The 26,076-nt window shown below is 63.5% G+C and carries 30 protein-coding genes; 11 read left to right on the top strand and 19 right to left on the bottom strand.

All coding sequences use genetic code 11. From position 1 onward, the window contains the following. Positions 1-7: 7 nt before the first annotated feature. From pabB to H292_RS0125140, 3 genes are all read right to left on the bottom strand, one after another. A complete protein-coding gene (gene pabB / locus H292_RS0125150; protein ID WP_037189057.1) occupies positions 8-2,071 on the bottom strand; it encodes an aminodeoxychorismate synthase component I in 2,064 nt (687 codons plus the stop codon). Between the two features lie 7 nt (positions 2,072-2,078). Beyond that, positions 2,079-2,414, bottom strand: coding sequence for a chorismate mutase (locus H292_RS0125145; RefSeq protein ID WP_020113226.1), 336 nt, complete (start codon positions 2,412-2,414; stop codon positions 2,079-2,081). 288 nt (positions 2,415-2,702) lie between these two features. Beyond that, positions 2,703-3,041, bottom strand: coding sequence for an RNA polymerase-binding protein RbpA (locus tag H292_RS0125140; RefSeq protein ID WP_026348228.1), 339 nt, complete (start codon positions 3,039-3,041; stop codon positions 2,703-2,705). 184 nt (positions 3,042-3,225) lie between these two features. Between H292_RS0125140 and H292_RS0125130 the strand changes: the two genes are divergently transcribed. The 3 genes from H292_RS0125130 (at position 3,226) to H292_RS0125120 (ending at position 4,492) form a co-directional block, all read left to right on the top strand. Continuing rightward, positions 3,226-3,558 (top strand): hypothetical protein, encoded by a 333-nt coding sequence (locus H292_RS0125130; protein ID WP_027499079.1) that lies wholly within the window; start codon positions 3,226-3,228, stop codon positions 3,556-3,558. A 98-nt stretch (positions 3,559-3,656) separates the two neighbouring features. Continuing rightward, positions 3,657-4,151: a carboxymuconolactone decarboxylase family protein gene (locus tag H292_RS0125125; RefSeq protein WP_027499078.1), complete on the top strand. Its 495-nt coding sequence runs from the start codon at positions 3,657-3,659 to the stop codon at positions 4,149-4,151. Beyond that, the gene (locus H292_RS0125120; RefSeq protein WP_020113223.1) at positions 4,151-4,492 is read left to right on the top strand and encodes a GNAT family N-acetyltransferase; all 342 of its coding nucleotides are present in this window, start codon (positions 4,151-4,153) and stop codon (positions 4,490-4,492) included. Before H292_RS0125125 ends, H292_RS0125120 begins: the two co-directional genes overlap by 1 nt. Positions 4,493-4,521: 29 nt before the next feature. Here the strand turns inward: H292_RS0125120 and H292_RS0125115 are convergent, their stop codons facing one another. Continuing rightward, on the bottom strand, positions 4,522-4,800 hold the full coding sequence (locus H292_RS0125115) for a DUF7218 family protein (protein ID WP_020113222.1): 279 nt from the start codon (positions 4,798-4,800) through the stop codon (positions 4,522-4,524). 87 nt (positions 4,801-4,887) lie between these two features. Further along, a complete protein-coding gene (locus H292_RS0125110) occupies positions 4,888-6,378 on the bottom strand; it encodes an amidase (protein ID WP_020113221.1) in 1,491 nt (496 codons plus the stop codon). 171 nt (positions 6,379-6,549) lie between these two features. On the opposite strand from H292_RS0125110, the gene H292_RS0125105 reads away from it, so the two are divergent. The 4 genes from H292_RS0125105 to H292_RS0125085 all read left to right on the top strand — a co-directional run bounded on the left by H292_RS0125105 (position 6,550) and on the right by H292_RS0125085 (position 9,856). Continuing rightward, positions 6,550-7,005, top strand: coding sequence for a tellurite resistance TerB family protein (locus H292_RS0125105; RefSeq protein WP_026348225.1), 456 nt, complete (start codon positions 6,550-6,552; stop codon positions 7,003-7,005). A 26-nt stretch (positions 7,006-7,031) separates the two neighbouring features. Further along, positions 7,032-7,526 carry a DUF6328 family protein gene (locus H292_RS0125100; RefSeq protein ID WP_020113220.1) on the top strand — a complete coding sequence of 165 codons (495 nt, stop codon included), beginning with the start codon at positions 7,032-7,034 and terminating at the stop codon, positions 7,524-7,526. A gap of 673 nt (positions 7,527-8,199) precedes the next feature. Next, a complete protein-coding gene (locus tag H292_RS0125090) occupies positions 8,200-8,754 on the top strand; it encodes an alpha/beta hydrolase (protein ID WP_231383924.1) in 555 nt (184 codons plus the stop codon). Between the two features lie 337 nt (positions 8,755-9,091). Further along, entirely contained in the window at positions 9,092-9,856 is a 765-nt protein-coding gene (locus tag H292_RS0125085; RefSeq protein WP_230595688.1) for a YqjF family protein, read from the top strand. Here the strand turns inward: H292_RS0125085 and H292_RS0125080 are convergent. The 3 genes from H292_RS0125080 to H292_RS0125070 all read right to left on the bottom strand — a co-directional run bounded on the left by H292_RS0125080 (position 9,838) and on the right by H292_RS0125070 (position 12,310). Next, a complete protein-coding gene (locus H292_RS0125080) occupies positions 9,838-10,386 on the bottom strand; it encodes a dihydrofolate reductase family protein (protein ID WP_020113217.1) in 549 nt (182 codons plus the stop codon). The genes H292_RS0125085 and H292_RS0125080 overlap by 19 nt on opposite strands. A 77-nt stretch (positions 10,387-10,463) precedes the next feature. After that, the gene (locus tag H292_RS0125075; protein WP_019667643.1) at positions 10,464-11,108 is read right to left on the bottom strand and encodes a response regulator transcription factor; all 645 of its coding nucleotides are present in this window, start codon (positions 11,106-11,108) and stop codon (positions 10,464-10,466) included. Further along, the gene (locus H292_RS0125070) at positions 11,099-12,310 is read right to left on the bottom strand and encodes a sensor histidine kinase (protein WP_020113216.1); all 1,212 of its coding nucleotides are present in this window, start codon (positions 12,308-12,310) and stop codon (positions 11,099-11,101) included. The genes H292_RS0125075 and H292_RS0125070 overlap by 10 nt, the downstream gene beginning before the upstream one ends. Positions 12,311-12,489: 179 nt before the next feature. Here H292_RS0125070 and H292_RS0125065 point away from each other — a divergent pair, with 179 nt between their 5' ends. Together H292_RS0125065 and helR are read left to right on the top strand one after the other, a co-directional pair. After that, positions 12,490-13,140 carry a DedA family protein gene (locus H292_RS0125065; protein WP_020113215.1) on the top strand — a complete coding sequence of 217 codons (651 nt, stop codon included), beginning with the start codon at positions 12,490-12,492 and terminating at the stop codon, positions 13,138-13,140. A 314-nt stretch (positions 13,141-13,454) separates the two neighbouring features. Continuing rightward, the gene (helR, locus tag H292_RS0125060) at positions 13,455-15,650 is read left to right on the top strand and encodes an RNA polymerase recycling motor ATPase HelR (protein ID WP_020113214.1); all 2,196 of its coding nucleotides are present in this window, start codon (positions 13,455-13,457) and stop codon (positions 15,648-15,650) included. A gap of 55 nt (positions 15,651-15,705) precedes the next feature. Here helR and H292_RS0125055 read toward each other — a convergent pair whose 3' ends face one another. Beyond that, complete coding sequence (locus H292_RS0125055) at positions 15,706-16,062, bottom strand: VOC family protein (RefSeq protein ID WP_020113213.1); 357 nt, start codon at positions 16,060-16,062, stop codon at positions 15,706-15,708. A 49-nt stretch (positions 16,063-16,111) separates the two neighbouring features. On the opposite strand from H292_RS0125055, the gene H292_RS0125050 reads away from it, so the two are divergent. Beyond that, positions 16,112-16,381, top strand: a complete 270-nt coding sequence (locus H292_RS0125050) for a putative quinol monooxygenase (RefSeq protein WP_019667638.1) — start codon at positions 16,112-16,114, stop codon at positions 16,379-16,381. A gap of 70 nt (positions 16,382-16,451) precedes the next feature. On the opposite strand, the gene H292_RS0125045 is transcribed toward H292_RS0125050, so the two are convergent. Then, positions 16,452-16,664 (bottom strand): hypothetical protein, encoded by a 213-nt coding sequence (locus tag H292_RS0125045; RefSeq protein WP_230594364.1) that lies wholly within the window; start codon positions 16,662-16,664, stop codon positions 16,452-16,454. A 115-nt stretch (positions 16,665-16,779) separates the two neighbouring features. On the opposite strand from H292_RS0125045, the gene H292_RS0125040 reads away from it, so the two are divergent. Beyond that, a complete protein-coding gene (locus tag H292_RS0125040; protein ID WP_020113212.1) occupies positions 16,780-17,574 on the top strand; it encodes a HugZ family pyridoxamine 5'-phosphate oxidase in 795 nt (264 codons plus the stop codon). 35 nt (positions 17,575-17,609) lie between these two features. Here H292_RS0125040 and H292_RS0125035 read toward each other — a convergent pair whose 3' ends face one another. The 9 genes from H292_RS0125035 to H292_RS0124995 all read right to left on the bottom strand — a co-directional run bounded on the left by H292_RS0125035 (position 17,610) and on the right by H292_RS0124995 (position 25,886). Continuing rightward, a complete protein-coding gene (locus tag H292_RS0125035; protein WP_020113211.1) occupies positions 17,610-18,266 on the bottom strand; it encodes a nitroreductase family protein in 657 nt (218 codons plus the stop codon). 26 nt (positions 18,267-18,292) lie between these two features. After that, positions 18,293-18,703: an MmcQ/YjbR family DNA-binding protein gene (locus tag H292_RS0125030; RefSeq protein ID WP_020113210.1), complete on the bottom strand. Its 411-nt coding sequence runs from the start codon at positions 18,701-18,703 to the stop codon at positions 18,293-18,295. Between the two features lie 184 nt (positions 18,704-18,887). Continuing rightward, entirely contained in the window at positions 18,888-19,700 is an 813-nt protein-coding gene (locus tag H292_RS0125025) for an ATP-binding cassette domain-containing protein (RefSeq protein WP_020113209.1), read from the bottom strand. A gap of 6 nt (positions 19,701-19,706) precedes the next feature. Continuing rightward, positions 19,707-20,765 carry an ABC transporter permease gene (locus H292_RS0125020; RefSeq protein WP_019667632.1) on the bottom strand — a complete coding sequence of 353 codons (1,059 nt, stop codon included), beginning with the start codon at positions 20,763-20,765 and terminating at the stop codon, positions 19,707-19,709. Positions 20,766-20,828: 63 nt separating this feature from the next. Beyond that, positions 20,829-21,863: a substrate-binding domain-containing protein gene (locus H292_RS0125015; protein ID WP_231383923.1), complete on the bottom strand. Its 1,035-nt coding sequence runs from the start codon at positions 21,861-21,863 to the stop codon at positions 20,829-20,831. A gap of 162 nt (positions 21,864-22,025) precedes the next feature. Then, a complete protein-coding gene (locus H292_RS0125010) occupies positions 22,026-23,351 on the bottom strand; it encodes a hypothetical protein (RefSeq protein ID WP_020113207.1) in 1,326 nt (441 codons plus the stop codon). Further along, positions 23,348-23,761 (bottom strand): hypothetical protein, encoded by a 414-nt coding sequence (locus H292_RS0125005; protein ID WP_020113206.1) that lies wholly within the window; start codon positions 23,759-23,761, stop codon positions 23,348-23,350. Before H292_RS0125005 ends, H292_RS0125010 begins: the two co-directional genes overlap by 4 nt. Further along, positions 23,758-23,991 carry a hypothetical protein gene (locus tag H292_RS0125000; protein ID WP_020113205.1) on the bottom strand — a complete coding sequence of 78 codons (234 nt, stop codon included), beginning with the start codon at positions 23,989-23,991 and terminating at the stop codon, positions 23,758-23,760. Before H292_RS0125000 ends, H292_RS0125005 begins: the two co-directional genes overlap by 4 nt. Next, positions 23,988-25,886, bottom strand: a complete 1,899-nt coding sequence (locus H292_RS0124995; RefSeq protein WP_019667627.1) for a hypothetical protein — start codon at positions 25,884-25,886, stop codon at positions 23,988-23,990. The genes H292_RS0125000 and H292_RS0124995 overlap by 4 nt, the downstream gene beginning before the upstream one ends. Positions 25,887-26,076 lie beyond the last annotated feature (190 nt).

Here is a 26,076-nt window from a genome sequence, read left to right as displayed (position 1 = left end):
GCCGGCGTCACTCGCCGGAACGGTCCTCCTTTTTCGTGCCGTGCGCGAGCGCGCGACGCATCGACACCGCCTTGACCATCGTCTCCTGGAATTCCTCTTCCGGATCCGACAGGGCGACTATTGCGCCGCCGACACCGAACGTCACCTCGTGTTCGGTGGAGACGATCGTCCTGATGACAATCGAGAAGTCGGCCGAACCGGTCAACGAGAAATAGCCGATCGCACCGGAATAAACTCCGCGTGGCCCGTCTTCGAGCTTGTCGATGATCGCCATGGTCCGAATCTTGGGTGCACCCGTCATCGAGCCACCCGGGAAAGCAGCGCTGATGCAGTCCACCGCGGATGCGTCGTCGCGTAGCCGTCCACGCACGGTCGAGACCAGTTGATGTACCGGGGCGTAGGTCTCGACGTCGAACAGCTTGGGCACGTGGACCGAACCCGGCACGCAGACCTGCGCCAGGTCGTTACGAACCAGGTCGACGATCATCAGGTTCTCGGCCTTGTCCTTCTCGTTGCCGACCAGGTCGGTCCGGAGAAGCTCGTCCTGTTCGGGAGTGCTGCCTCGCGGGCGGGTTCCCTTGATGGGCTTGGACTCGACCACGCGGTCGGCGTCGATTCGCAGGAACCGCTCGGGAGAGGCACTCGCGACCGACAGATCGTCGAAACCGAGGAACGCGCTGTACGGAGTCGGATTGATCTCTCGCAGATACGTGTACGTTTCCAGGGCATCGATGGGACCAGGAAGAGTCGCGACGTTCGTCAGGCACACCTCGTAGGTCTCACCGGACGTGATGTCCGCAAGACACTGCTCGATGAGCCCGAGGTACTTCTCCCTGTCGTGCCGAAGGTGAAGTGCCGTCTCGAATTCCGGTGCAAGCAACGGAACAGGCTCGGGTTCGACGCTCTCGATCTCCTCACCGAGCGAACCCAAGGCGTCGGCGACGGTCTGGAACCAGGCAGACGTCGTCGCGTCGCCGTACTCGGTCACGAGTGCCAGTGCGTGACAGTTGCCGGCCTCGTGGTCGAACACCAGCGCGCGATCTGCGAAGACCATCGATGCATCCGGTGTTGCGGAGGTGTGTACCAGTTGACCGCCGACGTCGGCTTTCAACTCGTACCCGAGATAGCCGATGTACCCCAGACCGAACGCGAAGGGCAGGTCGTGGAGAGCAGGTACGGCACGCTGTTTCAACTGGCCGTTCAGGTAGTCGAAGAAGGTCGACTCGAACGACTCCGTCGACCCATCGGGCCGGTGTACGTCCACCCGACGCTCGGCCACGCGGTACGTGAGGTATTCCGCGAGGGGGCCCGAGCAGTCACCCATGATGGTGAACCGTGAATCCGGCTCGACTGCAGAACTTCCGTCCAGCCAGAACGCGTTGGGGCCGGTCGCGTACAGAAGCTCGAAGACACGCCGTGTGTCGAAAGCTCCTTCGATGCAGCGGCTTTCGATCGAGTATCGAGACCGTGGGGGAGCAGCGGGAGCGTGCATGGTCTCGCGAGTGAGGTCGCGGAAGTTGGACAGTAGTTCGCGTCCGCACTCGGTGCTGATCGACTCCGGATGGAACTGCACGCCCCACATGGGACGGGACGTGTGACGGACGGCCATGACCAGGCCGTCGTCGGTCCACGCGCACGCCTCGAGCTCGTCGGGCAGGGAGGTGGCCGTCAAGGAGTGATAACGCACGACCGAGTACGGCGACGGGATACCGGCGAACAGACCGCTTCCGTCGTGGGTGATGTCGGAGAGCCTGCCGTGCATGGGTGTCGGCGCCAGGTCGACCTCGCCGCCGAGAAGATGACACAACGCCTGGTGACCGAGACACACACCCAGGATAGGTAGGTCGAGTTCGGTGATCGCTCGCGCGCTGATGCCGAGGTCGTGGGGTGTACTCGGACGGCCGGGTCCGGGGGAGACGACGACGTTGTCGAAATCGCCGAGCGGCAGGGAATTCCAGTCGACGTCGTTGCGTACGACGACAGGTTCGATCCCGTTGACCTCACACAGCAAGCTGTAGAGGTTGTAGGTGAACGAATCGTAATTGTCGATCAGGAGGGTTCGCACGGGCATGGTGTCATCACCGGCCACGTTCGCCGACGGACACGTCCGCATCGATGCTCTCGCGGTCGTCGATGATGAGATCCTCCACCCGGCATGCTTCGCCGATCAGGAGATCGTAGACGGAGGTCAGGAAATCTTCCGACAACCCGTGCTCTCGGGCGAATGCGCGTGCGCGGTCCTGCACCACACCGACACGACCGGGCTGCATCATCGGAATGTCGAACTCACGCTTGACCAACGCAACCCGCGAGCAGATTTCGATGCGGTGCCGAATGGACTCGAGAATACGAGCGTCGAGAGCATCGAGCTCACCGCGTAGCGATTCGAGTTGACTGCCGGGCTCGTCGGTCACGTGTAGTTGCCCCCTCGTTCAGCAGTCCGGAACTGCGACTGTTTCGTGTATTCGCTCGATTGTTGATCGCATCGTCCCGCGGGTCCGTTACCTGCGAAAGACCGAACGAATCGTGTCAACAATAATGGCATCTTGTCTGCCTGAATTCACTTCCGAGGTGACGAATGTTGCTCTATTGCAGACCCCGGGGGATATAAGCAGACTTTCGTTCCGAACAAAGGCAAAAAACCGCACCTGCTGAATGTTTTTCATTCGGCAGGTGCGGTTTGTCGGGACCGTGTGCGTGGATCAGGCGCCGCGGCGCTTGACCTTCAACAGGTCCATGCGCTCCTTGAGCAACTCTTCCAGTTCTTCGACCGACCGACGCTCGAGAAGCATGTCCCAGTGGGTACGGGGCGGCTTGACCTTCTTTGCCTCGGGAGCGGTGCCCTCGATGAGTGAGCCTTCCAAACCGTTACGGCACTGCCACGTTCCGGGGATTTCGGCGTCGTCCGCGAACGGGACATCGAACTCCTCACCGTTGTCGCAGCGGTAACGCGCAACGCGGCGTGGCGCAAGGTCGTGGTCGCGGTCGGTCTCGTAGCTCACGGCGCCGAGTCGGCTACCTCGTAGTACTCGATCTGCCATTGTGGCGTCCTCTCCCTCGATAGTGCGTGCTCGTCCGCAGCGCGCACTGCATTCGACTCACGGATGTACAACGCGCCGGCGCGGCGAATCGTTCCCGGCCACGGGCTCGACGTTCGCACGACACGAGCCGACCCGCAGACACGTTTGCGCCATTCTACCGCCACACCGTCGTAGGCTCGTCGGCATGTCGGTGAAGTCGCGTCGCGTGCACGCTTGCGCTTGGTGTGGCCGGGACGTCGCCGACGGTGGCATGGGACGGCGCAGGCGGTACTGCAGGCAGTCGTGTCGGCAGCGTGCTTACGAACACAGGTCGGCGGTCAAGGGCACGTCGATTCCCGAGGACGCCGTGGTGCTGAGTGCGGACGAGGCATCCGCACTGATCGACCGCAACTTCGAGGTCCGGTGCGCAGCGGAGGATGTTGCGACGGCTGTGGCCGAGGGTGCGGGTGCGGACGAGCTCGCGCGGTTGTGCGGAGATCTCGTTGCCCTCGCTAGGGATGCCGAACGGCTGCGCTGACCGACGGCACCCGACGGTTCGTGACCATATAGTTGCGACGTCAACTACATGGGTTATCGTTGTTCGCGAACGTCCACCGCATCGTCGAAAGGCCTCCGTTGTCCGAAGTCACTCCGCGCCGGGTCTTGCTGGACAAAGCGAATCCAGACGTGTTCAAAGCTCAGCTGGCAGTGGCCAAAGCTGTTCGCACCGCGACCGGCACCGCGGGGATGGATCGACGGTTCGTCGAGTTGCTGAACGTTCGCGTGTCTCAGATCAACGGGTGCGCCTACTGTCTCGACGTTCATTCGACCGCCGCGCTGGAGGCAGGCGAAAGTGCTCAGCGGCTCGCGGTTCTACCGGCGTGGAGCGAGACATCACTGTTCAGCGACAAGGAGCGCGCAGCGCTCACCTTGGTCGAGTCCGTGACTCGGCTTCCTGGTTCCGTCGACCAGGACCGCGATTACGCTGCAGCGAGCAGTGTCCTGACCGAGGTCGAGGTGGCTGCCGTCAGCTGGGTCGCGATAGCCATGAATGCGTTCAATCGAATCTCCATCGTGAGTCGGCATCAGGTTCGTCCGCACTCCGACACGACGTCGCCGAAAGGGAAATGATGAGCAACGAGCAGCACGACATCCGCGATCGTGTGGTCGTCTCGGAGGACACGGACGGGCGGCGTTACACGCTCGTACTCGACGGACACGTCATCGGATTCACCGAGTTTCGTGACCGCGGCGAGCAACGGATTTTCTTTCACACCGAAATCGACGACGCCTACGCCGGACATGGTCTGAGCTCGGTTCTGGTGACTGCTGCCCTCGACGACGTCCGTGCGCGCGGACGTCGCATCGTTCCGGTGTGCCCGCTGGTGGCCAAGTTCTTGACCAAGCACGACGCGTACCAGGACATCACCGATGCGGTTACCCCGGACATCCTGGCGTATCTCCGGAATTGAGGCCGGTCCGCCGGGCCGATGTCCGGGGGTCAGTGTTCCCTGAGCGTGTCGATCAGCTCTGCTTTCCTCAGGTCGGAGTAACCCTCGATACCCAGTTCCTTGGCGCGTGACTTCAGCTCGTCGACGGTCCAGTCCTCGTACGAGCCCGATTCGCCACCCTTCGCGCCGATCGTGGAACGACCCTGGTTGGCGGCGGCATTGGAGATCCGCGCTGCCTTCTCCTTGGAATTGCCCTCCTCGCGCAGCTTCTCGTAGAGGTCCTCGTCCTTCAGCTGAGGCTGAGAGCTACTGGACTTGTCGGCCGCCATGTCTTCTCCTCGTCTCGTGTCCGGCAGCGTGCATCGCTGTCCGACACGAGATAACCGCTGCCCGCAGCCGTCAAACGGGCGCGTTCCTCAGACAGGGGTGGCAGTTGCAGGAAAGCGGTGAATCCACGGAGCAGCCTCTTCGATTTGCGCGGCAAGCCGAAGAAGAGCGCCGTCGGAGCCGAGGTGTCCGACGAATTGAACGCCGAGTGGTAAACCGTCCGAGGTCCAGTGGACCGGGACACTGATTGCCGGTCGGCCGGTGACGTTCGCGAGCTGGGTGTACGGCACCCACCCGAGGTTGTTCTGGACGACATCGTCGAGAATCCCTGTCAGATCCATGATCCGTCCAGCGCGAAGAACACCTGCCGCTCGCGCCGCGCGCTGCATCATCGGCGGAGTCGAGGCAGCACCGATGCGAAGCGGGGGAGTAGCCAAGGTCGGGGTGAGAAGAAAATCGAACTTTCGATGGAACGCTGCGAGCGACTGCGTGTAGACCTTCGTGTTCTCGAGCGCTGCTACCGGGGCCACGAATCCGGTGTGGCGACCGTACTCGGCCACGGCGAGCGTGTCCGCCTCGAAATCGGAATTCTTGGCACCGGTCCTGGCCTTGATCTCGGCTACCTGCGCGTACACCTGCGCGAACCAGATCGTCAGAAAGTCACGTGACAGTGCCCAGTCGTCGTACGGCTGAGGAACCTCTTCGACATGGTGGCCGAGTTCTTCCAGCAGCGCGGCCGCGTGTTCCACGGCCGCCACAGCCTCCGGATGCGGCGACGGATTCACGGTCGACGACGTGGACCATCCGATTCGAAGTCCGGTCGGGCGGGTTCTTATCGCGTCGACGAATCGCTCCGTAGGAAACTGCGCGAGGTAGCCGGCGCTCGGGTCCGGCCCGACGATGGCGTCGTAGAGGGCCGCACTATCGCGGACCGTCCGGCTGACGACGCCCTGACTGACCATCCCGAACATGATTTCGCCGGTCTGTGGTCCGTACGGCGACAACCCCCGACTCAACTTGAGTCCGACGAGACCGTTGCATGCGGCCGGTATTCGTATGGAACCGCCGCCGTCGTTCGCGCCGGCCGCTGGAACGATCCCGGCGGCTACGGCGGCACCCGAACCACCCGACGAACCGCCGGGTGTTCGGTGCAGGTTCCACGGATTGCGAGCCGGACCCCAGTAGTCCGATTCCGTGACGCCCTTGGCGCCGAGTTCCGGTGTGTTGGTCTTACCGAAGACGACAAGACCTGCGTCGAGGAATCGCTGAGTGATCAACGAGTTCTCGGTCGCGATGTCGTCGGCAAGTGAACGCGACCCGTAGGACGTCGGGTATCCCTTGTATTCCTGTGCCAGGTCCTTCAGTAGAAACGGAACACCCGCGAACGGTCCGCGGCCGAGGGTCTGCGCCGCGTCGTCTGCTGCGGAATCGGTTCGAGCCACGATCGAGTTGAGCTTGCCGTCGACGTCGTAGGCGCGTCGGCGAGCGAGTTCCAGCAATTGCGGTGCGGTGACCTCGCCGCCCGCCACCAAGGATGCGAGTTCGGTTGCGTCCTTGGACACGTACTCCTCGAGGTTCACGCGCCGATCCTACTGCCGACGACCAGCCTGGGGGCCGAAGTCGCCGCCAGAGTTCACTGAGTGCTCGCCCGAGATCGTCGTGACTGATTCCGGCTAACCGGTCGACCGACGGGCACAATGGTGGCGACCGCACGGCGAGTGCGGTCCGGGCAACGCGAGCGAAGGAATGTCATGGCTTTCTGGGACCAGTTGAAGGCGAAGGCCACCGAACTGAACGGGCAGTTGCAGACCAAGACCGTCCAGTTCAAGAACAAGGAGTTCGCGAACGGGAGCATGGCCATGTGTGCCCTGATCGCTGCGGCCGATGGCACCATCGATCCGGCCGAGCGGCAGAAGACAGCGGCACTGATCTCCGGCAACGAAGCGCTCAAAGTTTTTCCCGCCGAGGAGCTTCGCCAGAAGTTCGACTGGTACTGCGACAAGCTTGCCGGAGATTTCGACTTCGGCAAGGTGGAGGCAACTGCCACGATCGGCAAGTTGAAGGGCAAACCGGATCAAGCTCGTGCGGTGATCCAGATCGGCATCATCATCGGCGGTGCCGATGGACACTTCGACGATCACGAGAAAGCCGCTGTCAAGAACGCGTGCTTCGCCGTAGGAATCGACCCAAGCGAATTCGAACTCTGAGTAGTCTCCGCAGCTAGTCTGATGCAATGAGCACTGACGAGGATCCGGATCACCTCGAATGGAACGGTAAGGCGCGCAACGAAACTCCCACTCAGCAGCTCGACAGAAACTGGCTCGCACTGTTGCAGGAGCTGCGGGTCGTCCAGACCGGCGTCCAGCTGCTGACGGGATTTCTGCTCACCTTGCCGTTCCAGAGCCGCTTCGACGATCTCTCTTCAGCGGGTCACGTCGTATATCTCGTGACCGTATCGGCGTCGATTCTCGCGACGATCCTGCTGGTTGCGCCGGTGGGCATGCATCGATTGCTGTTTCGTCAGCGTGCAATCGGTGTATTGGTGCGAGTGGGCAACACGCTCGCGATCAGCGGCATCGTGATGCTGGGTATCACGTTGATCGGAGCTGTTGCCTTGACATTCGAGATAGTCCTCGGCCTGAGTGCGGCATTACCGGCGGCCGTCGTGGTCGCGGTGATCATGATCGGATTCTGGTTCGTTCTGCCTCGCGCATACCGGAAGACATGACGCGACGCGTGACGGCGACCGCGACAACCCGTAAGTTTCGTCACTGTGACGAAATAACAGAGAGTGGCACGATTACAGGGAAGCGGCCAAGGTTCCGAGTCGGAGGTCGCGCTACCACGAGGAGACGGTTCCGGCCTGCGAGCCGAATCGAATCGAATCATGGCGCACGGATCGACCCAAGGGTGCACGCGGACGCTGGAAGGCATCAGCCAGCACACGGCGCAGTTAGGACGATCGTCGATCCGGTTCGAAGGCGGGCACATGTACGCGCAACGGATCGGTCGATCACTGGGTGCTCATCCGGGCGTACACGCTGGTCGCGCTTTTGCCGATAATCTACATTATGTCAATTCAAGTGCTGCGTGTTGCATCGGATTAATCTTCCGACCGCCGCCACCGTTCACGTACGACTCACGTCCACATCCGCCCACAGTGCTGCAATCTCGAAGCTTGCGGTTGCAATCGAACCGCAATCGACGAAAGGAACTGAATGAGCCAACACCCGTTCATACTTCCCACACCCAAGGCGCATAGAGAACGTCACGACACCATCGACGTCTATCGGTCGGCTGAGTCACCCGAACCAGCGCGTGTGAAACAACCGATTGTTGTCTTCGTACACGGCGGGCCACGCCCTCCCGGCGTTCACGACTGGCGGCCACGGGACCACCCCATGTATGTGGGCTACGGATCGATCGTCGCCGAGCGAGGTGCCATCGGCGTCACCGTTCAACATCAGATGGACACCCTGGCGCACTGCAGATCAGCTGCGGAGGAAGTCGCGGCTGGCGTCGAACTCGCCCGGACGCTACCCGGAGTGGACCGCGACCGGGTCGCCCTCTGGTTTTTCTCCGGAGGCGGACTGCTCACTACCGATTGGCTGAGGGACCCGCCATCGTGGCTGACGTGCATCGCGCTCACCTACCCGGTGCTGGACACCGTCCCGGAATGGGGCGTCGGTCCGCACGTCGACCCTGTCGGTGCGATCCGAAGCGTCGGCCGGCTCCCGATCTTGCTCACCAAGGTGGGGCGAGAGCGACCGGAATTCATCGCCGGCGTCGACGCTTTCATCACGGCCGCAGCGGAAGCCGAAGCGGAACTCGACATCATCGACGTACCCGAGGGCACTCACGGATTCGACATGTTCGACGATTCGCCGGAATCACGCGATGCAGTGACCACCGCCATCGAATGGGTGCTGACCACAACGACACGCGACCTTCCGTGACGGACGATGCGGCGCCCCTCCGCCTCGTTGGCGGTGCAGGCGTGTCGTGAAATTTCCGCCGCACGCGATTCAACGCTTCAGCTAGTGCGCCGCAAGCTCGACGAATGCGGAAACTACTCCCCCTACGCCAACCTGCTCGGAAACATCCACAAGGACGGTGCGCGCATCTATTCCCATCCGCCGACTACACCACGGTGGAGGCGACCGGCAGTGCACCGATCGACCCACAGGTTCGTGGACGACGCAAACGAGCGAATCCGAATCGGCTGGAGCGTCGAACCGAGGCGCCGAGGAAGTTTTCGGTTGAGCGCGGATGTGCACGCCTACTGTTGATCAAATGAATCCCGACGATGGACGACGACTGTGGCCGAGGCCCCCGCTGTTACCACGCCCGATTCTCATGGACCAGCGCTGGGAACGCCTGGTGTTCCTGCACTGGCGCGTTCCGAGTCGGCGTGTTGCACCGCTCTTGCCTGCAGGCACTGTCCCTGACGAGTTCGACGGCACGTCGTGGGTCGGACTGATCGGGTTTCGGATGGTGGGAGCCGGGCTCGGATACGGTCGTCCTGTCCCCTATTTCGGTACGTTTCCCGAGATCAACGTTCGGCTGTACTCGGTGGACGCGAACGGCCGACGCGGGGTGGTGTTCCGATCGCTGGAAGCCAGCCGTCTCGCGGTGGTTGCCGGGACCAACCTCGTCGGTGTTCCGTATCGCTGGGCGTCGATCACCATCGAGGACGACGAGACGTCGATTGCCTACCGAAGCAATCGTCTCGCGCCGCCGCAGCGCGGAAGCACAACGAGTTTCGGGGTGCATCGTGGCTCCTGCGACATGTCCGACGACCCACTTGCTCAATTCCTCACCGCGCGTTGGGGTCTGCACACTTCCTTGGCAGGACGGCTTCTGTACGTGCCGAATGTCCATCGCCGCTGGCAGCTGTACGACGCCGCCGTCACCCACTGCGACGACCAACTCCTCGGTGCAGCGGGACTTCCGAACGTATCCGACAGTCCACCGGACTCGGTGTTGTACGCACCAGGTGTCTCCACGCAGTTCGGCAGACCGTACACCGTACCTCTACGTCACGACGGGGACGCATAACGCATCAACGATGCGCCGGATGGAAACGCCCGGCACTCCAGCAGGCGTACCCCGAGCGATGGTGCACCGTCGAACAACCGTTCGCCGTGACCGCGAACATACGGATACACGAACAATCGGTACTCGTCGACGAGATTCGCCGCAATCAGACTGCGACACAACGTGATGCTTCCGGTGCACACGATGTCGGAACCGGTCGTCTTCTTGATCCGTGTCACCTCGTCGACCAGCGGACCCGATAATACGGTCGAGTTCGCCCACCCGGGTTCCTGCAGTGTCGTGGACACGACGTACTTGGCGACTTGGTTCAGATGATCGGTCACGCCAGTTGTGTCGTCGGTCTTCGGTCCCCAGTAGTCACGCATACCTTCGAAGGTCACTCGGCCTACCAGGAAGCCGTCGGAGGCGTCGCGTTGAGCCGCCAATGCCGCGCCGAGCTCCGGGTCGCTCCCGGCTTGGGTGAACCAATCCTCGGTTGCTTCGATGACGCCGTCGATGGTGATGTTCTGTGTGATGACCAGCTTGCGCACACTTCATGGATACCACTCGGTCGGCAGACTGGGAAGCGCATGTCTCGGTGAACCATCGAACGCCCCGATACCGATCGTCAGCTACGAAGGTAGGTCACGACGGCCATGACGCGACGGCTGAGGCCGGCGGAGTTCGACAGTCCGAGTTTCTCGAAGATCGAGTTGATGTGCTTCTCGGCCGAACTGACGGAGATGAACAGATCGGCAGAGATCCGCGCATTGGTGAAGCCCCGAGCCATCAGTTCGAGCACGTCGCGTTCGCGCGGAGTGAGACGGTCCACGGGGTTCGATTTGCTCGTGCGCGACAACAGTTGTCGCACGACCTCGGGGTCGAACACGGTTCCGCCGTCGGCAACTCTGTTCAGGGCGTCCAGGAATTCGTCTATCTCGACCACGCGGTCCTTGAGCAAATACCCGACCTTCCCGTCGGAACCACTGATCAACTCCCCCGCGTATCGAGTCTCCACATGCTGGGACAGCACGAGAACCGCGACATCGGGCCATCGAGTGCGGATGGTCAGTGCAGCCCGCAGACCCTCGTCGGTGTGATCCGGGGGCATGCGCACATCGGTGACGACGATGTCCGGGCGATTCTCCTCGACGGCATCCAGGAGTGCGTCCGCATCGCCAACGGACGCGATCACATCGTGGCCTTCGTCGGCGAGCATGCGCACCAGTCCCTCGCGCAGCAAGGCCGAATCTTCGGCGACCATCACCCGCATGGGATGCTCGCGGTCACGACGGTCGGTCCGCCACAGGGGCTGTCCACGGTCAAGGTGCCGTCCAACGCCGCGACGCGCCGAGCCAACCCGGACAGACCGGTGCCCGAAGGATCCGCTCCTCCGGCACCGTCGTCGGTGACGACGACACGTATGCGTTCGACTTTCTGGCGAGTGACAGTCACGTTCACCACCTGAGCGGATGCGTGCTTGGCTGCATTGGTCACCGCTTCCGCGACCACGAAGTACAGTGCCGTTTCCACCGCGGGCCGCACCCTTTCCTTCAGTTCGTACGTGATTCGGACAGGAACAGTGGCTCGCTCGGCCATCGTTTCCAGCGCCTGGTGCAAACCGGAGTGATCGAGGGCAATCGGGTACACCCGATTGGCGACTTCGCGCAGTTCCCCGATCGCTTCCTGCGCCGTCGCTCGCGCGCGATCGAGTAGCTCGCCGGGTTCGTCGGCGCGTCGTGCCTGGCCGATGAGCATCCCGAGTGCGACCAGTTGCTGTTGCACACCGTCGTGCAGGTCCCTCTCGATTCGGCGCCGTTCGTCGTCGATGGCATCGACCACATGGTTCCGACTGCTCGTCAGTTCTGCGACGCGGTGGCGCAGCAACCTGTCGGACTGCGGTCCCAGAACTCGAGCGCCGAACCATCGATCCAGCGACCCCACCCCTACCACCCCGACGGCGGCTACGAACACCAACAAGATTCCAGGCAGCGCCGCACTTGCCACGAGTAGCGCGTCGACTCGGTCCGAACTCTCGATCAAGCCCCAACTGCCGTTCAGAAGCCATGCAGACAGCATCGACCCGGCCACGGCGAGACACAGCACTAGCAGAAGAACCACGCCCAGTCCGAGTAGCCCTACAGCCCAGCGCATTCCAAGATATGTCCTGCATCGTCGTGGAGTGAGTGCGTCTGTCCGTAACCGACCGTGGAAGCGGATGATCCTCCGAACCTCGAGCGCAGTCAACGTCAGCGCACCCTCCGCAACGGCGGCACGAACAGGCTCCCCACGCTTTCCGAGCACGTGCCCTGAGACGAGGGCAACCGACGCCACCGCGATGAAGAGCAAGCCCGCAACCGACGTGAGACCACCGAGCAGTACTCCCGCCAGAGCCAGCAGCCATCGCCCGATAAGCGAGCTGACGGCGATACGATCCGACTGCTCGGGTGGGTACTCGACGTGGTTCCCCGGCACGCATGCAGAGTAACCGAGCACATCGGGTCTCGACACTGCGGAAAACCGCACTATGTGCACGGGGGCGTACCACCGCGACGATCGACGGCTGTCCTCGATGTCCTACGAGCCCGGCGCTCCTAACGTTCTCGGTGTCCTTCCTGGAGGAGCCACGTCATCTACGAACGAGGAGAAATGTCATGTCCCACATGTTGATTGCAGCCGCCAGCGAGGCGGAACCTCCAAGCGGGCTCGCCGGTTGGGCGGTGGACGTGATGGATGCCCTCGGTGGCCCCGGCGCAGCCCTCGTCGTCGGAGCGGACAACCTGTTCCCGCCGATCCCGAGTGAACTGGTCCTGCCTCTCGCCGGTTTCTCCGCCAGCAACGGAGTGTTCTCCTTCGGTGCCGCGCTCTTCTGGACGACGCTCGGGTCGGTTCTGGGCGCGATCGTCGTCTACGCCGTCGGCGCGATCGTCGGGCGGGAACGTACTCGCGCGCTGGTGGTGCGAATGCCGCTGATTCAAACCCGTGACTTCGATCGATCGGAGGCTTGGTTCGCGAAGCACGGCTCCAAGGCAGTCCTGCTCGGACGAATGATCCCGCTGTTTCGCAGTTTCATCTCGCTGCCGGCCGGGATCGAGCGGATGGGGCCGCTGAAATTCGTTCTGCTCACCACGGTCGGCAGTCTGATATGGAACACCGTCTTCGTCACCGCCGGCTATCGACTCGGCGAGAACTGGCATCTCGTGGAGGGGTACGCCGGGATTCCGCAGAAGGTCGTCGTCGTGTCGGCGTCGGTTGCCGTAGTGATCCTTGTGATCTTGCGGCTGCGCACCGCCGAGAAGGCCTGAGCCGACCCTCGTCGCGGAGTCCGGGCGGAGGGACGCCTCCCCCACCCTCGACAGGGTTCGAGGCACAATTCCTCGGTGTCGACCACTGTAATCAGTGTTGTTTCAGGGCAATCCGGTTGCAATTCCGAATTGCAGAGTGCCCAGCACGGCGAGTGGGGCGCCGGTGGCAATTGGGGATTCTGAAGCGGAATCGAGACGACGTGTCTCTTCCACTATCAATCTATAGCGCACCCATGGGCTTGTGGCAAGACCCCGGTAGTGCCGCAGAATAGCGCACCGAACCTGACACTCACCGGAACGAAAGGCGTGCGCGCATGCCACCCTCGACCAGCGACCACACGTCGACCTCGGCCTTCGACCTGACCGGAAACCGGGCTCGAAAGGCCGCAGCCGAATTGATTCACGAGGACGAAAAGCACTTCGCCGCAATTCGATCCAGCCTGGCGTCGTCGATCGCCGACGCCACGGCTCGACTCGACGCCACGCGGCGGTCCACCGGGCAAATGGGTCAGGAAGCGATGGAACGAGACTTCGAAGTTCACCGTTTGACCCAACGCCTTCGCTCTCTACGACGGTTCGGCCTCGACGTGTGCCTCGGACACATGCAGCCCGCCGACGGTTCCGATCCGATCTACGTCGGACGCGTCGGCTTGCTCGACGACGCAGGCGAGCAACTGGTGCTCGACTGGCGCTCCCCCGCTGCCGAACCGTTCTTCGGTGCCACTCATCGAAACCCTATGGGCTTGGTCGGACGTCGCCGATACCGATGGGCGAACGGCCGCGTCGCCGACTACTGGGACGAGGTGTTCACCGACCGCGCGGGCGAAGGCGCCGAATCTGCGGCACTCGACGACCAATCTGCGTTCATCGCGAGCCTCGGAGCCACACGGTCTCCGAGGATGCGTGACGTTCTCGGCACCATTCAGGCCGACCAGGACGCGATCATCAGAGCAGGATCCGACGGTGCGCTCGTGGTCGACGGCGGTCCCGGTACCGGCAAAACCGTTGTGGCGCTGCATCGCACCGCCTACCTGCTGTACTCGGATCCGCGGCTGGGCCACAATCGGGGCGGGGTGCTCTTCGTCGGACCGCACAAGCCGTACCTGAACTACGTTTCCGATGTTCTTCCCAGCCTCGGTGAGGAGGGCGTGCTCACGTGCACGCTGCCCGACCTCGTGGCCGAAGGCGAGACCGCCGAAATCGAGGACGACCAGGCCGTCGCCGCGCTCAAATCATCGGTGGACATGGTCGGGGCCGTCGAACGAGCTGTTCGGTTCTACGAGCAGCCCCCCACGAAGCCGATGACGGTGGAGACGGAGTGGGCGGATCTTCACCTCTCGGCTGCCGACTGGAAAGAAGCGTTCGACGCCGCCGATTCGACGACGTCGCACAACGACGCTCGGGAGCTCGTGTGGGACGTCCTGGTGAGCATCCTCGTCGACAAGTACGTCGGTGAGGCCCCGGAGTCCGAGGTCCGTGCGTCGCTTCAGGCCAACGACGAACTGCGTGCAGCTCTGGACAATTCGTGGACGTCGGTCGAGGCGGCCGACCTGGTGGCCGACCTGTGGTCCGTACCCGCATACCTGCGTCTGTGCGCGCCGTGGCTGACCCCGGCCGAAGTCGCGCTTCTGCAGCGAAGCGACCCTTCTCGATGGACCACGGCGGATCTTCCGATCCTGGATGCGGCCCGTCGCCGCCTCGGCGACCCCGAATCAGGGCGAATCCTGCGCCGACGCGCGGCCGCGGCAGCCGCCGAGAGACGGCGGATGGACCGGGTCGTCGAGGAACTCCTGCAGCTCGACGACGAGGACGGTCTGTACGCCCAACTCCGGCAGGACGGAATTCGCGACGCCTTGGTCGACGATTCCGTGCTTCCGCACACCGAACCGGACCGAATGGCCGGGCCGTTCGCGCACATCGTCGTCGACGAGGCACAGGAATTGACCGACGCGGAATGGCAGATGCTGGTGCAGCGCTGCCCGTCCGGAAGCTTCACCATCGTCGGCGACCGGGCGCAGGCGCGCCACGGATTCACCGAGACGTGGATGGACCGACTCGAACGAGTGGGCATCGGACGCGTCACCGACACCGACACGAAAGGCGTGACCATCCAGGAACTGACCATCAACTACCGCACCCCGGAGGAGGTGATGGCCGTCGCCGAACCCGAGATTCGACGAGTGCTCCCCGACGCGAACGTACCCACATCCATTCGGGCCGGCGGTGTCCCGGTGACGTACGGGGACCCGTCGGAACTCGCGTCGATCACCGAGCGTTGGCTCGCCGACAACCCGGACGGCATCGGATGCGTCATCGGAGCCGCGACGTTCCGTGAGACCGATCGCATCCGGTCGTTGACCCCGTCGTTGTCCAAAGGGCTCGAGTTCGATCTGGTGGTTCTCGTCGAACCGGCCGCGTTCGGCAGCGGCATCGAGGGCGCAGTCGATCGGTACGTCGCGATGACCAGAGCGACCCGCACATTGGCGGTACTGGAGTCCGTACAGCAGTGAGGCCCAGTCGCCGTGAAGCTAAGCCGCCGTGGAGCCCTCATCGCCGGGTGAAGGCCTAGTCGCTGTGGTGACGGACGATGTTCACGACGTTTCCGTCCGGCGCGCGGACGAGAAACCTCCGCACGCCCCAGGGCTCGTTCGTCACCGGATGCACGATCTCGTACCCGGCGCCGACGGCTTCGTCGTACGCGGCGTCGACATCGTCGGTCATCACCGACATCACGGAGTCGACGGGTGAGGTTCGGTCACGGGTGACTAGCTGGACGCTGGTGTCGCCGTCGGGTGCGGTGAACCGCGCCACCCATCCAAGACTGAATTCCTGGGTCTCCAGGCCCAGGAACTGCTCGTAGAAACCTTTCGCTGCGTCGATGTCGGGGACGGTGAGGTTGGTGACGATCTTTCGTGCTCGCACGGCTGCTCCTCGGCGATGAGTTCTCGGCTACCGCGATGTCGGTACCCACATGATCATCGTTGCAGGGCACCTCACCGTGGAACCGAACTCCAGAGATTCCTACCTGTCCGATTGTGTGGAGGTAGTGCGGCTGGCCAGGGAATCGGAAGGGTGCTTGGACTTCTCCATCGCTGCCGACCTGCTCGACAGCGGGCGCATCGACATCTACGAGAGGTGGGACGACGTCGAGCATCTTCACGCGTTTCGTGGCTCCGGTCCCGATGCCGGTCAGCAGGCCGCAATTCTCTCCGCCGACGTACGTGAGTTCGAGTGCCGGTGACTTCGGGAGTGCGGGACTTCGGGACTTCGTGACAGTGCAGAATCGACGAACGACCCGGGGCGCCCCCCGACTACTCGTCGGTGCTGGCCTTGCGCCTCAGCTTGAGCCGAACCAGTTTGATCGTCACGGCCAGCGCCACCAGAAGCCACCCCACACCCAGCACGCACAAACCGACCGTCGTCGCCGACGCTGCCTTCCTGTCGTCGGCGTAGACATACCCCACGCCGGCCCAGATTGCAGCGACCACCACGAACAACCCCATCGCCGCCATTACCGCTCGCACCGTCCGGTTGGTGCGCAACACCCTCATCACGGCCTTGACATGCCCAGACGGGTCGGTCTCCAAACGGCGTCACACAGTTGCCCGTGCCACACGGCGACTCCGTAGACTGCCCGGCATGGCACTCGATCATGGCGACCCAGGTGATGCACCGTCGACTCCTCCCCCGCTCGTCGATGTCGAGGACGTCCGCCGACCGACGCCTGCAGAGGAAGCTCGCACCGTCGCCGCGTCGACCAACATCGCGACGCTCGCCACCCTGACCGCCGACGGTGATCCGTGGGCGTCGTACGTCACCTACGGACTTCTGGGTGGCTCGCCCGTGTTGTGTGTCTCTCGGATGGCCGAACACGGACGCAACCTGCACGGTGATCGACGCGCAAGTGTCTCGATCGTCGCCCCGGAAACCGCGAGTGATCCTCTGGCGATCTCCCGGGTGACGCTTGCCGGCCGGGTGGACGCTCCCACCGGACCCGAACTCGACGCCGCTCGAGCCGCACACCTCGATGCTGTGCCCGCGGCGAAGTACTACATCGATTACAGCGATTTCTCGCTGTGGGTGCTCCGAGTCGAACGAGCCCGCTGGGTCGGAGGTTACGGGCGAATGGACTCGGCCACAGCCGCCGACTACGAGACCGCCACTGCCGATCCGGTGTCACCCGGAGCGGCGTACGCGATCTCGCATCTCAACGAGGATCATGCCGATTCGCTACTGGCGATGGCGCAGAACCTCGGCGGTTATCCCGATGCAACCGTCGCCACATGCACGACGGCCGATCGGTACGGCCTCGATCTCAGCGTCACCACACCTCGTGGACATGCCACGACCAGAGTCGGCTACGCGTCACCGATAACCAAGATCGACGACCTCCGCGAAGCTACTGTCGAACTCGCGCGTAGGGCTCGCAGCTGAAGTACCCTGCACCACTGGCCCGCCGACGACCGCGCCTACCACCTGTCCATGTGCAGAACCGAATCGATCGGTTCACGCGGAGCGGGCTTGAACGTCTCACCGGTGAAGTACGCAGTGGGGATCAGCGCGGCCTGATGGAAGCCCTGCGGGATACCCAGCAATTCGGCGACCTCGTCTTCCCGGGACAGGTGCAGCGTCGTCCACGCCGTGCCGAGTCCTCGCGCTCGGGCGGCCAGCGCGTAGCTCCACGCAGCGGGCAGCAGTGATCCCCACAGGCCGGCTTGATTGCCGGCCGGGAGCCGGGCGGCCCCGCGGATACACGGGATGAGCAGAACCGGCACCTCCCCCATGTGGTCACCCAGCCAGGCCACGCTGTCACCGACTCGCTTCTGCACCGGTGCTCGCTGGGGGTCGTCGGCGAACAGTTTCGCCGCCGACGCCCGCGACGCCAGGTATTTCTCGGTCTCCTGGCGGTAGATGTCCCCCAGTTGCGCACGCAGCGAGGGGTCGGTGACGACCATCCACTGCCAGCCCTGCCGATTGGAACCCGACGGTGCCTGCAACGCGATCTCCAGACATTCGCGAATCAGATCCGGGTCGACGTCACGGGTGAGGTCCAGTCTTTTGCGCACGGTGCGGGTCGTGGTCAGCAGTTCGTCCGGGGTCAGGTCGAGTACAGGGAACGCTGTCATGTCTTCGAGTGTGTCACCGGCACGACTCAGACGCCCGGACGATCCACCGATTCCGCCAACTTCCGGGGAGCGAGCAGGCAGTAGCTGTCGGTGAGCAGCTCGGACAGTTCGTCCTCGTCGGCGTCGTCGACCAGCATTCCCACCGTGTCCTGCCCCCACGGCGTCGCGAAGAACGGCGGCCCGGACCGCAGCAGCACGTCCAGTTCGGGCGCCTCGGATCGGAACGTCAACACCGTGGCGGGTTCCGCGAGTCCCGCAGCGTCGGCGTAGGACGCCGGCCTGCCCGGTTCGACCACCAACACGTGCGCGAACGTCCTGGTGCGTACCCGCCAGCGCACCCCGGTCCACGCGCGCTCCTCGACGGTCTCGGGCAATCTCGAGCACACCGCTCTGATGACCTTCAGGATGCTCTCCGGCACATCGGGATAGTCGCTCATGCTCGCCTCACCGCAGGTGTTCGTCGGGCCTCGTGCCAGAGAACCTATCGCGCGACACCGACGCGCACACGGCGGATGCGTGTACGTATTGCGGACGAGAAATGGGTCGGCCCGCTTGTCTCCGGTGGGAGACAAGCGGGCCGACCCGGTCGAACGCGGCCATGTCGCCGAATTGCGACGTGACTCAGCGCCTCAGCTCATGGGTGAGGGTTTCGAGTTCGTCGCCGCCCGCCATTTCCTTGGTGAGATCGTCGAGGCTGATCTCGTCGTAGGTGCAGTCGAGCTTCTGGCGACCACGGTTGAGGAGCACGAAGTGGTCACCCACCATGTACGCGTGATGCGGGTTGTGGGTGATGAACACGACGCCGAAGCCCTGCTCCTTCGCGGCGGAGATGTATCGCAGAACCATGCCGGACTGCTTGACACCCAACGCGGCGGTCGGCTCGTCGAGGATGAGCACGCGTGCGCCGAAGAAGATAGCTCGGGCGATCGCCACACACTGACGCTGGCCGCCGGACAGCGATCCGATGGGTGCATCCACGTCGGGCAGATCGATACCCATCTTGTGCAGCTCTTCGATGGTCGTCGCGCGCATCGCGGTGGCGTCGAGTGTCCGGAACGGGCCTTTGCGCAGTTCCTGGCCGAGGAAGAAGTTGCGCCAGACCGGCATCAGGGAGACCACCGCGAGGTCCTGGTAGACCGTCGCGATGCCCTTGCCCAGTGCGTCCTTCGGGGAACTGAACTTGGTGTCGACACCGTCGACGAGCAGTTCGCCTTCGGTCTGCTGGTGCAGGCCCGCCATGATCTTGATCAAGGTGGACTTGCCGGCGCCGTTGTCACCGAGAACACCGGTGACCTCGCCGGCGCCGACGCGCAGGTTGATGCCGGTGAGGGCGATGATGTTGCCGTAGGACTTACCGACGTCTTTGAGCTCGATGAGCGGTGTCTTGCCGCCCGAGGGGACGTTCTCGATCGGGGTTTGTGCGTGTGTGGTCATGACCGGTCACCTTTTTGCTGCGTAGTTGCGGAAGGAATTGTTCGCGATGACGGCGAACAGCAGCATCGCGCCGAGGAAGAACTTGAACCAGTCCGGGTTCCATCCGGCGTAGACGATGCCCTGGTTGGCCATGCCGAAGATGAATGCGCCGATCATCGCTCCGATGGTCGTACCGAAACCACCGGTCAACAGGCAGCCACCGATGACGGCGGCGATGATGTAGAGGAATTCGTTGCCCACGCCCTGACCGGACTGGACGGTGTTGAACGCGAACAGCAGGTGCATGCCGACGAACCAGGCGCAGAATCCGACGAACATGAACAGCCCGATCTTGACCTTCGTCACGGGAACACCGATGGCGCGAGCCGAGTCCTGGTTGCCGCCGACGGCGAAGATCCAGTTGCCGATGCGGGTCTTCATGAGCACGTAGGTGGAGATGGCGGTGAACAACAGCCACCAGACGACGGTGATGCGGATCGAGACATCTCCGATCTGGAAGGACGAGGCGAAGACCTTCTTCGCCGAGTCGAAGCCGGCCATGTCCGAGATCGACGGGGTGGCGACCTGCCCGGTGACGAGCTTGGTGACCGCGAGGTTGATACCGGTCAGCATCAGGAAGCTCGACAGGGTGATCAGGAACGAGGGAATCTTCGTCTTCATCACCAGATAGCCGTTGAGGAATCCGACCCCGAGGGCGAGTACGAGCGCCAGCAGCGATCCCAGCCAGACGTTCAGGTGCAGGTTGTAGGCGATCATCGAGGCCATGATCGAGGAGAACGTCACCGCGACACCGGTGGAGAGGTCGAACTCTCCGCCGATCATCAACAGCGACACTCCGATCGCCATGATGCCGATGGTCGACGAGGCGTAGAGGACGGTGGCGAGAGCTTCCGGGGATCGGAAGGGTGGAGCGACGATGCAGAAGAAGACGAAGATCACGATCGCGCCGAACAGCGCGCCGATCTCCGGACGAACCAGCAACCGCTGCAACGGCTTCTGCTTCTTGACCCGCTCATCGGTGACGACGGTGTGCTTGGACAGATCCAAATCGGCCTGTGTGCTCATGACAAATCCTTCCGTGCTGGTGGCGCCCGACGCGGCCGAGGGGTGGCCGCGTCGGGCGCGCGCCTAGCGAGTTCCGTTCTGGGCGTACTCGGCTATGGCGTCGATGTTGGACGAGTCGATGAACGCGGGACCGGTGAGAACCGGGGTGCCGCCACCGATGGTGTTGCCGTTGTTCAGGTACAGCCACAGCGAGTCGACTGCAAGGTATCCCTGCAGGTACGGCTGCTGGTCGATGGCCCACGCGACGTCACCGGCCTTGATGGCGTCGACGAGGGCGGCGTTGGTGTCAAACGTGACGATGGTTGCATCACTGCCGGCGTTGGACTTCGACTGCACGGCGGTCAGTGCAATCGGCGCTCCAAGGGCGACGATGTGATCGATGCTGGGGTCCTGCTGCAGCTTGGCGGTGATGGTCGCCTCAACCGAGGGCATGTCCTTGCTGTTGACGTTCAGAATCTCGGTGCTGCCTCCGGTGAATCCCTGGGTTACGCCTGCACAGCGGGATTCGAGTGCGACCTGACCTTGTTCCTGAATGATGCACAGCGTCTTCTTGGCGCCGTCAGCGGTCAGGCGGGCGCCTGCGGCTTCACCTGCAATGGTCTCGTCCTGACCGAAGTACTGCTGGACTCCCTGATCCTTCCAACTGTCGTAACCGGAATTGAAGGCGACGACGGGGATGCCTGCTGCGGTAGCTGCTTCGACGGCGGGTGCCATGGCGTCGGGCTTGGCCAACGTGACGGCGATACCGTCGACGTCGGAGTCGATGGCGCTCTGCACGAGGTTGGCCTGGTTGGGAGCTTCCGGGTCCGCGGAGTAGCGAAGCTCGATGTTGTCCTTTGCAGCTGCGGCTTCTGCGCCCTTGCGGATCAGGTCCCAGAACGTGTCGCCGGGAACTTCGTGCGTGATCATCGCGATGGTCGCGCGGGGTGTGTCGGCCGTACCTGCGTTGGAGCCTCCGCCGGAGCTCTCCGGAGCACCGCCGGTGCTGGAGCATCCCGCAGCCACGGTGGCGCACAGCGCCAACCCGAGGACGGCGCCGGTACGGAGCACGCGGAGTGAACCTGGTCGGCCAGTGCCGTGACTCGTCTGAAGTGTCATCAATTCTCTTTCTCGACGCCGTTCCGCCATGGAACGGGTGAACCAATCGATGTTGCGCTCAATATGTAATCCGGATCACACGCCAATGTCAAGCATTTGTCCTGACAATAGAAAGTTCGCTCATTTAACTCGTTGGTCGAGTAAGAAGAGACGGGTCGGAAATCAGCCCCCGAACAGCAGAAACAGGCCACCGAAGGTGAAAAAGACCATCAGCACCATCAGAGCCAACTGACCACTCAATCGGTGGGCCCGCGGCAGTATTCGCAGCGATGCGTCGTGGGCGGCGGCGACTCCGAGGATGTGGCCGAGCAGAACACACAGAACCTTGATCGAGGACACGACGCCGGGGTGCTCGGACAACACGTAGGACACTTCCCACCCCTGCTGCCCGAGCAGATCCCACCCGTCACCGAGCGGATCGGTCAGTAGCAGAACGGTGCTCTGGCCCTTCTCGACGAAATAGGTCAGGTAGTGAGCCAGCACGTAGCCGAACGCGATCGGGATGAGCGAATGCGCCAACGCCCCCGGGAGCGCTCGACGTTCGGTTCGGGACAGCCCGCCGGTGGCCTGGCAGCAGAGCCAGAACGCGACCCCGACGATCGACACCAGGGCGAGCAGACCGACAGTGCGGAACGCGACCGCCCCGCCGCTGGATCCCGATACGTCGTCGACGACATTGCGCCAGGCCGGTAGCTGCGACGCACTGTCGAACGCAGTCGATCCGAGGAGAACGGCCACGACCCCCACCGAACCCGGAAGCACCGGGAACGTCGGTAGACCGTCGAGCGGATTTCGCAGCACGAGCGGGCCTTCGGGTGATCTGGCGAGCGGGGCCAGGCGTGCAATCGTGTCGCTGTACTTCTCGAACGGATCGCCGTTGTCGAACCACCTGTCTCCGAACGTCATAGCCCCGGCGAGCATCAGAGTTGCGTACGCCGAACACCACGTCCGAATGGCGTCCACAGAACCTGGATCGGAGTACGCGAGCTCGAGCCAGACGAATGCGAACAGACCTACGACGGCAGGCCATGCACCCAACCGAGCGGGATACTCGATCAGTCCGGTATCAGTGGGGCGGCGTAGCGCTCTGCACACGACCGCGTGAATCGTCCGGACCGGCGACACAATGCGCCACACCGGGCCCAGGAACGCCGACGCGATCGGCAGGCCGACCCACAGGAGAACGTAGAACACCCCGGGGAGCGCGTTCGTCGCATCTTCCGGCCCTGCGTACGCAGCCCACCCTATGTACACCGAGAAAGCGAGCGCCACGAGACGCAGCGTCCACCGAGTGGCGGGTGCATCGACGAAACGCTGCGCCGTAGGAGGAACGGTTGCCCACCGCCTGCGCGGATCCAGTCGTGGTGTGCGCCAAGCGAAGATCAGAACGGCGAACGAAATCGACAACGCCCAGGCTCCGCCGATCAGGACGAACGTGACCGGCAGGGGCAGATCGGTGGAACCGCCCAACCCGTGGGCGAGGATCACGGCCTGACAGCGAGCGTCGCGACGGTGCGATCGGCGTGATGAAGCTCGATCGCCACCGAACCGGGCACGTCCACGGTGAACTCGAAGGTCTGATCGGCTTTCGCCTCCACCTCGAACGTGTGGTCCGGCACGGAATGTATGTGCAGCTCGTCCGTCGTGTCGCTGTTCACCCGCAGCGTGATGGGCTCACCTACGACTGCGTCCAGACGCTCGTTGGTGGGTGAGATGTCACTGCCCATGATGGTGACATCGATGACCGTGCCGACAGGTTGCGGATCGGCCACCGAGGACGCCTCGGTGGCCGAGGACATCGCCGCGGTGCTGCTGCCGGTGTCCGAAGCGGACGAGCATCCGACAGTGAGGAACAACATCGCAGCGCCCGTCACAGCGGCGCAGCGGACGTACTTCATTTCTTCTTCCCATCGTTGTGGTCACTGGGCAGGTCGTCCGAGCTCCGGTCGGGCAAGTCGGCGGATTCGTCCTCGGCGTTCTCGTTTCTCTCCGCACGTCGGTCCTTCGCGACGATGTACAGAACGACTGCGACGATGATGAACGCCGGTATCAGAGCCGGCAGCGCCAGCACGACCGAGTGATCCGCGAGGTAGACGACGTCTTGCGAGCTCGAAAGATGAACTGTCATGTGCGACTGGGTGTTCTGTGCTCACTCGAGGTGCGCAGCGAGTTCCGGGGAGTCACCGAGCTGATACGCACCGTTCCCCACGAAAGAGCCCAGACCAACAGCAGTGTGCACACGAGAACGACGAGCGACGCCGCGGCGAACAACCACGTCGGATGGTCGAAGTTCCGTTCTCGCTGCAACAGCGTGATCTCCGAGACCAGGTCACGAGTGAACGACGCGTCGGCGGACACCTCCTCTGCTCCGATGCCCTCGTCGGCCGCCATGAACACCGGTGCCGCCGTCAGGGTGCGACCGTCGTGAATGCGGAGGACAGTCTTCCATGTGCCGTCGACCGGGACCGGCTTCGTGGACCGGAAGGTGCCGGGTCCGGTGGCCTCCAGTCGGTCGACCACCAAGCCGCGTAACGTGTCTCCCCCGCCCTGCCACGCGAGAATCGAGACCCATTCGGGGTCGTCGCTGACGAGATCTATCGGATCGATCTCCACCTCGGCGGTCACCATGCGGAAACCGTCCACAGGTTCCGCGTCCGTCAACCGCACTGTCGCAGTGGCGTCCGTAGGCACCTCGAAGGCAAGGCCGTTGGCCACGGTGCCACCGAGGGCGAGAATCATCGCGAACACGACAGTTCGGCGAACGGCCGGTCCGGGCAGCCCGTCGCCGCTCAGCGCTTGCGCGAACAGACCCGCGGCGAGGCCGGTGGTGACACCGACCGGGACGGTCATCAGCAGGGTGTCGAGCCACATGCTCGATGTCCACGGAAACAGATGAACGGCGTCGACCCAGAGCGATTCGCCCCAGATTCCGACGGTTCCGACTCCCAGGCCGGCGACTGCACCGAACAGCAGACGGCGTTTCACCAGCGGGGTGAGCGCGATGACCTCGACGACGATCGCTGCACCCAGGTACAGAGCGAACACATTGTGAGGCTCCCCGAACACCGGTCCGACGAGCAGAGCGGTGATTTCCCGAACGACGGCGGCGAACGCCACAGCGAACACCGCGGCACCGGGCCCGACCATCAAGCGGGCGGCAATCAACGCGAAGGCACCCGCACCCGCGATGAGCATCGGCTGGAAGATCAGCTGGAACTGCTCGACGCCGAAGTCGTATTCGATCTGGAACACCGACAGACCGATCAGCAATCCGCCGAACGCGGAGCTGCGCAACAACCACGTCAGGACCGGACTCCGATGCCAGCGCGGATCGGGGCCATCGGCGTCCGAGCCCATGGAGATTCGACCTTCGTGCTCGAGCAGAATCACACCGACGAGGGACAGTCCGGCGCCGCCGATCAACATCAGGTGGGTCGGTCCCCAGAGCGTCACGTCCTGACCGAAGATGCGGTGCCAGATGTCGTCGAGAGGAAATCCGATGAGGGCGTACAGGCCGGCCCCCATGATGAGCACTCCACCGGTCGGGACGTACCACGTGCGGGTCAACTTGATCGCGGCGCGGCCGGGCTTCTCGTCGAGAGGCAGGATCATCGCGAGCGCACCAGCGATGAACAGGAAGAACAACCCGACCAGGATGAAGTAGTGCGCCGGGTTGGCGAGCGGCCCCTCGTCGCGTCCGCGTCCGATGTGCAGGCTGACGTCCCAGATGAAGCCAAGGAACGCGGTCAGAATCGTCGATATGAACATCACCAACGGCAGAGCTGCCCACCCGGGGAGGTTGGTCTTCGCGCCGGCGTAGTCCGCAAGTCGGCCCAGCCAGGTGATGCGGCGAGTACGGTGCAGAAAGGCAAGGTAGAGCAGGCCGAGTGAAATCACTCCCGCCGCGGCGCTCATACCGAAGACCTGGTCGAGTGCGGCTCCCCCGCCCTGACCGCCGCTCCCCTGAGCGACGGTGACGACCGACGTGTTGAGGTTACTCTCGGTAACACTTATCTCGAACATGGTCAGAGTATGAACCCCAGGGAACCGAAAAACCAGGCTTTGGGCCAATCGCGTCGACTCCTTGTGTTCCGCCACAGAATCGGATCCGCTTCTGAAGCGATCAAGAGCGCACTCACCACACACCCTGCCGCGTCCGCAACCATCGAGGGTCGACGCATCCCAGGTCACCGCGTGTACGAGCCGAACTGCC

It is taken from the genome of Rhodococcus sp. 114MFTsu3.1 (assembly GCF_000383555.1).
Classification (GTDB): Bacteria; Actinomycetota; Actinomycetes; order Mycobacteriales; family Mycobacteriaceae; genus Rhodococcoides; species Rhodococcoides fascians_E.
This window is presented reverse-complemented; position numbering and strand designations above follow the sequence as displayed.

Bases quoted from the DNA above. Each gene is read 5' to 3' on its own strand.
- pabB (WP_037189057.1), bottom strand. From the start codon at position 2,071: ATGCCCGTGCGAACCCTCCTGATCGACAATTACGATTCGTTCACCTAC.
- H292_RS0125140 (WP_026348228.1), bottom strand. From the start codon at position 3,041: ATGGCAGATCGAGTACTACGAGGTAGCCGACTCGGCGCCGTGAGCTAC.
- H292_RS0125130 (WP_027499079.1), top strand. From the start codon at position 3,226: ATGTCGGTGAAGTCGCGTCGCGTGCACGCTTGCGCTTGGTGTGGCCGG.
- H292_RS0125120 (WP_020113223.1), top strand. From the start codon at position 4,151: ATGAGCAACGAGCAGCACGACATCCGCGATCGTGTGGTCGTCTCGGAG.
- H292_RS0125115 (WP_020113222.1), bottom strand. From the start codon at position 4,800: ATGGCGGCCGACAAGTCCAGTAGCTCTCAGCCTCAGCTGAAGGACGAG.
- H292_RS0125105 (WP_026348225.1), top strand. From the start codon at position 6,550: ATGGCTTTCTGGGACCAGTTGAAGGCGAAGGCCACCGAACTGAACGGG.
- H292_RS0125100 (WP_020113220.1), top strand. From the start codon at position 7,032: ATGAGCACTGACGAGGATCCGGATCACCTCGAATGGAACGGTAAGGCG.
- H292_RS0125090 (WP_231383924.1), top strand. From the start codon at position 8,200: ATGTATGTGGGCTACGGATCGATCGTCGCCGAGCGAGGTGCCATCGGC.
- H292_RS0125085 (WP_230595688.1), top strand. From the start codon at position 9,092: ATGAATCCCGACGATGGACGACGACTGTGGCCGAGGCCCCCGCTGTTA.
- H292_RS0125075 (WP_019667643.1), bottom strand. From the start codon at position 11,108: ATGCGGGTGATGGTCGCCGAAGATTCGGCCTTGCTGCGCGAGGGACTG.
- H292_RS0125065 (WP_020113215.1), top strand. From the start codon at position 12,490: ATGTCCCACATGTTGATTGCAGCCGCCAGCGAGGCGGAACCTCCAAGC.
- helR (WP_020113214.1), top strand. From the start codon at position 13,455: ATGCCACCCTCGACCAGCGACCACACGTCGACCTCGGCCTTCGACCTG.
- H292_RS0125050 (WP_019667638.1), top strand. From the start codon at position 16,112: ATGATCATCGTTGCAGGGCACCTCACCGTGGAACCGAACTCCAGAGAT.
- H292_RS0125040 (WP_020113212.1), top strand. From the start codon at position 16,780: ATGGCACTCGATCATGGCGACCCAGGTGATGCACCGTCGACTCCTCCC.
- H292_RS0125035 (WP_020113211.1), bottom strand. From the start codon at position 18,266: ATGACAGCGTTCCCTGTACTCGACCTGACCCCGGACGAACTGCTGACC.
- H292_RS0125030 (WP_020113210.1), bottom strand. From the start codon at position 18,703: ATGAGCGACTATCCCGATGTGCCGGAGAGCATCCTGAAGGTCATCAGA.
- H292_RS0125025 (WP_020113209.1), bottom strand. From the start codon at position 19,700: ATGACCACACACGCACAAACCCCGATCGAGAACGTCCCCTCGGGCGGC.
- H292_RS0125020 (WP_019667632.1), bottom strand. From the start codon at position 20,765: ATGAGCACACAGGCCGATTTGGATCTGTCCAAGCACACCGTCGTCACC.
- H292_RS0125015 (WP_231383923.1), bottom strand. From the start codon at position 21,863: ATGACACTTCAGACGAGTCACGGCACTGGCCGACCAGGTTCACTCCGC.
- H292_RS0125005 (WP_020113206.1), bottom strand. From the start codon at position 23,761: ATGAAGTACGTCCGCTGCGCCGCTGTGACGGGCGCTGCGATGTTGTTC.
- H292_RS0125000 (WP_020113205.1), bottom strand. From the start codon at position 23,991: ATGACAGTTCATCTTTCGAGCTCGCAAGACGTCGTCTACCTCGCGGAT.
- H292_RS0124995 (WP_019667627.1), bottom strand. From the start codon at position 25,886: ATGTTCGAGATAAGTGTTACCGAGAGTAACCTCAACACGTCGGTCGTC.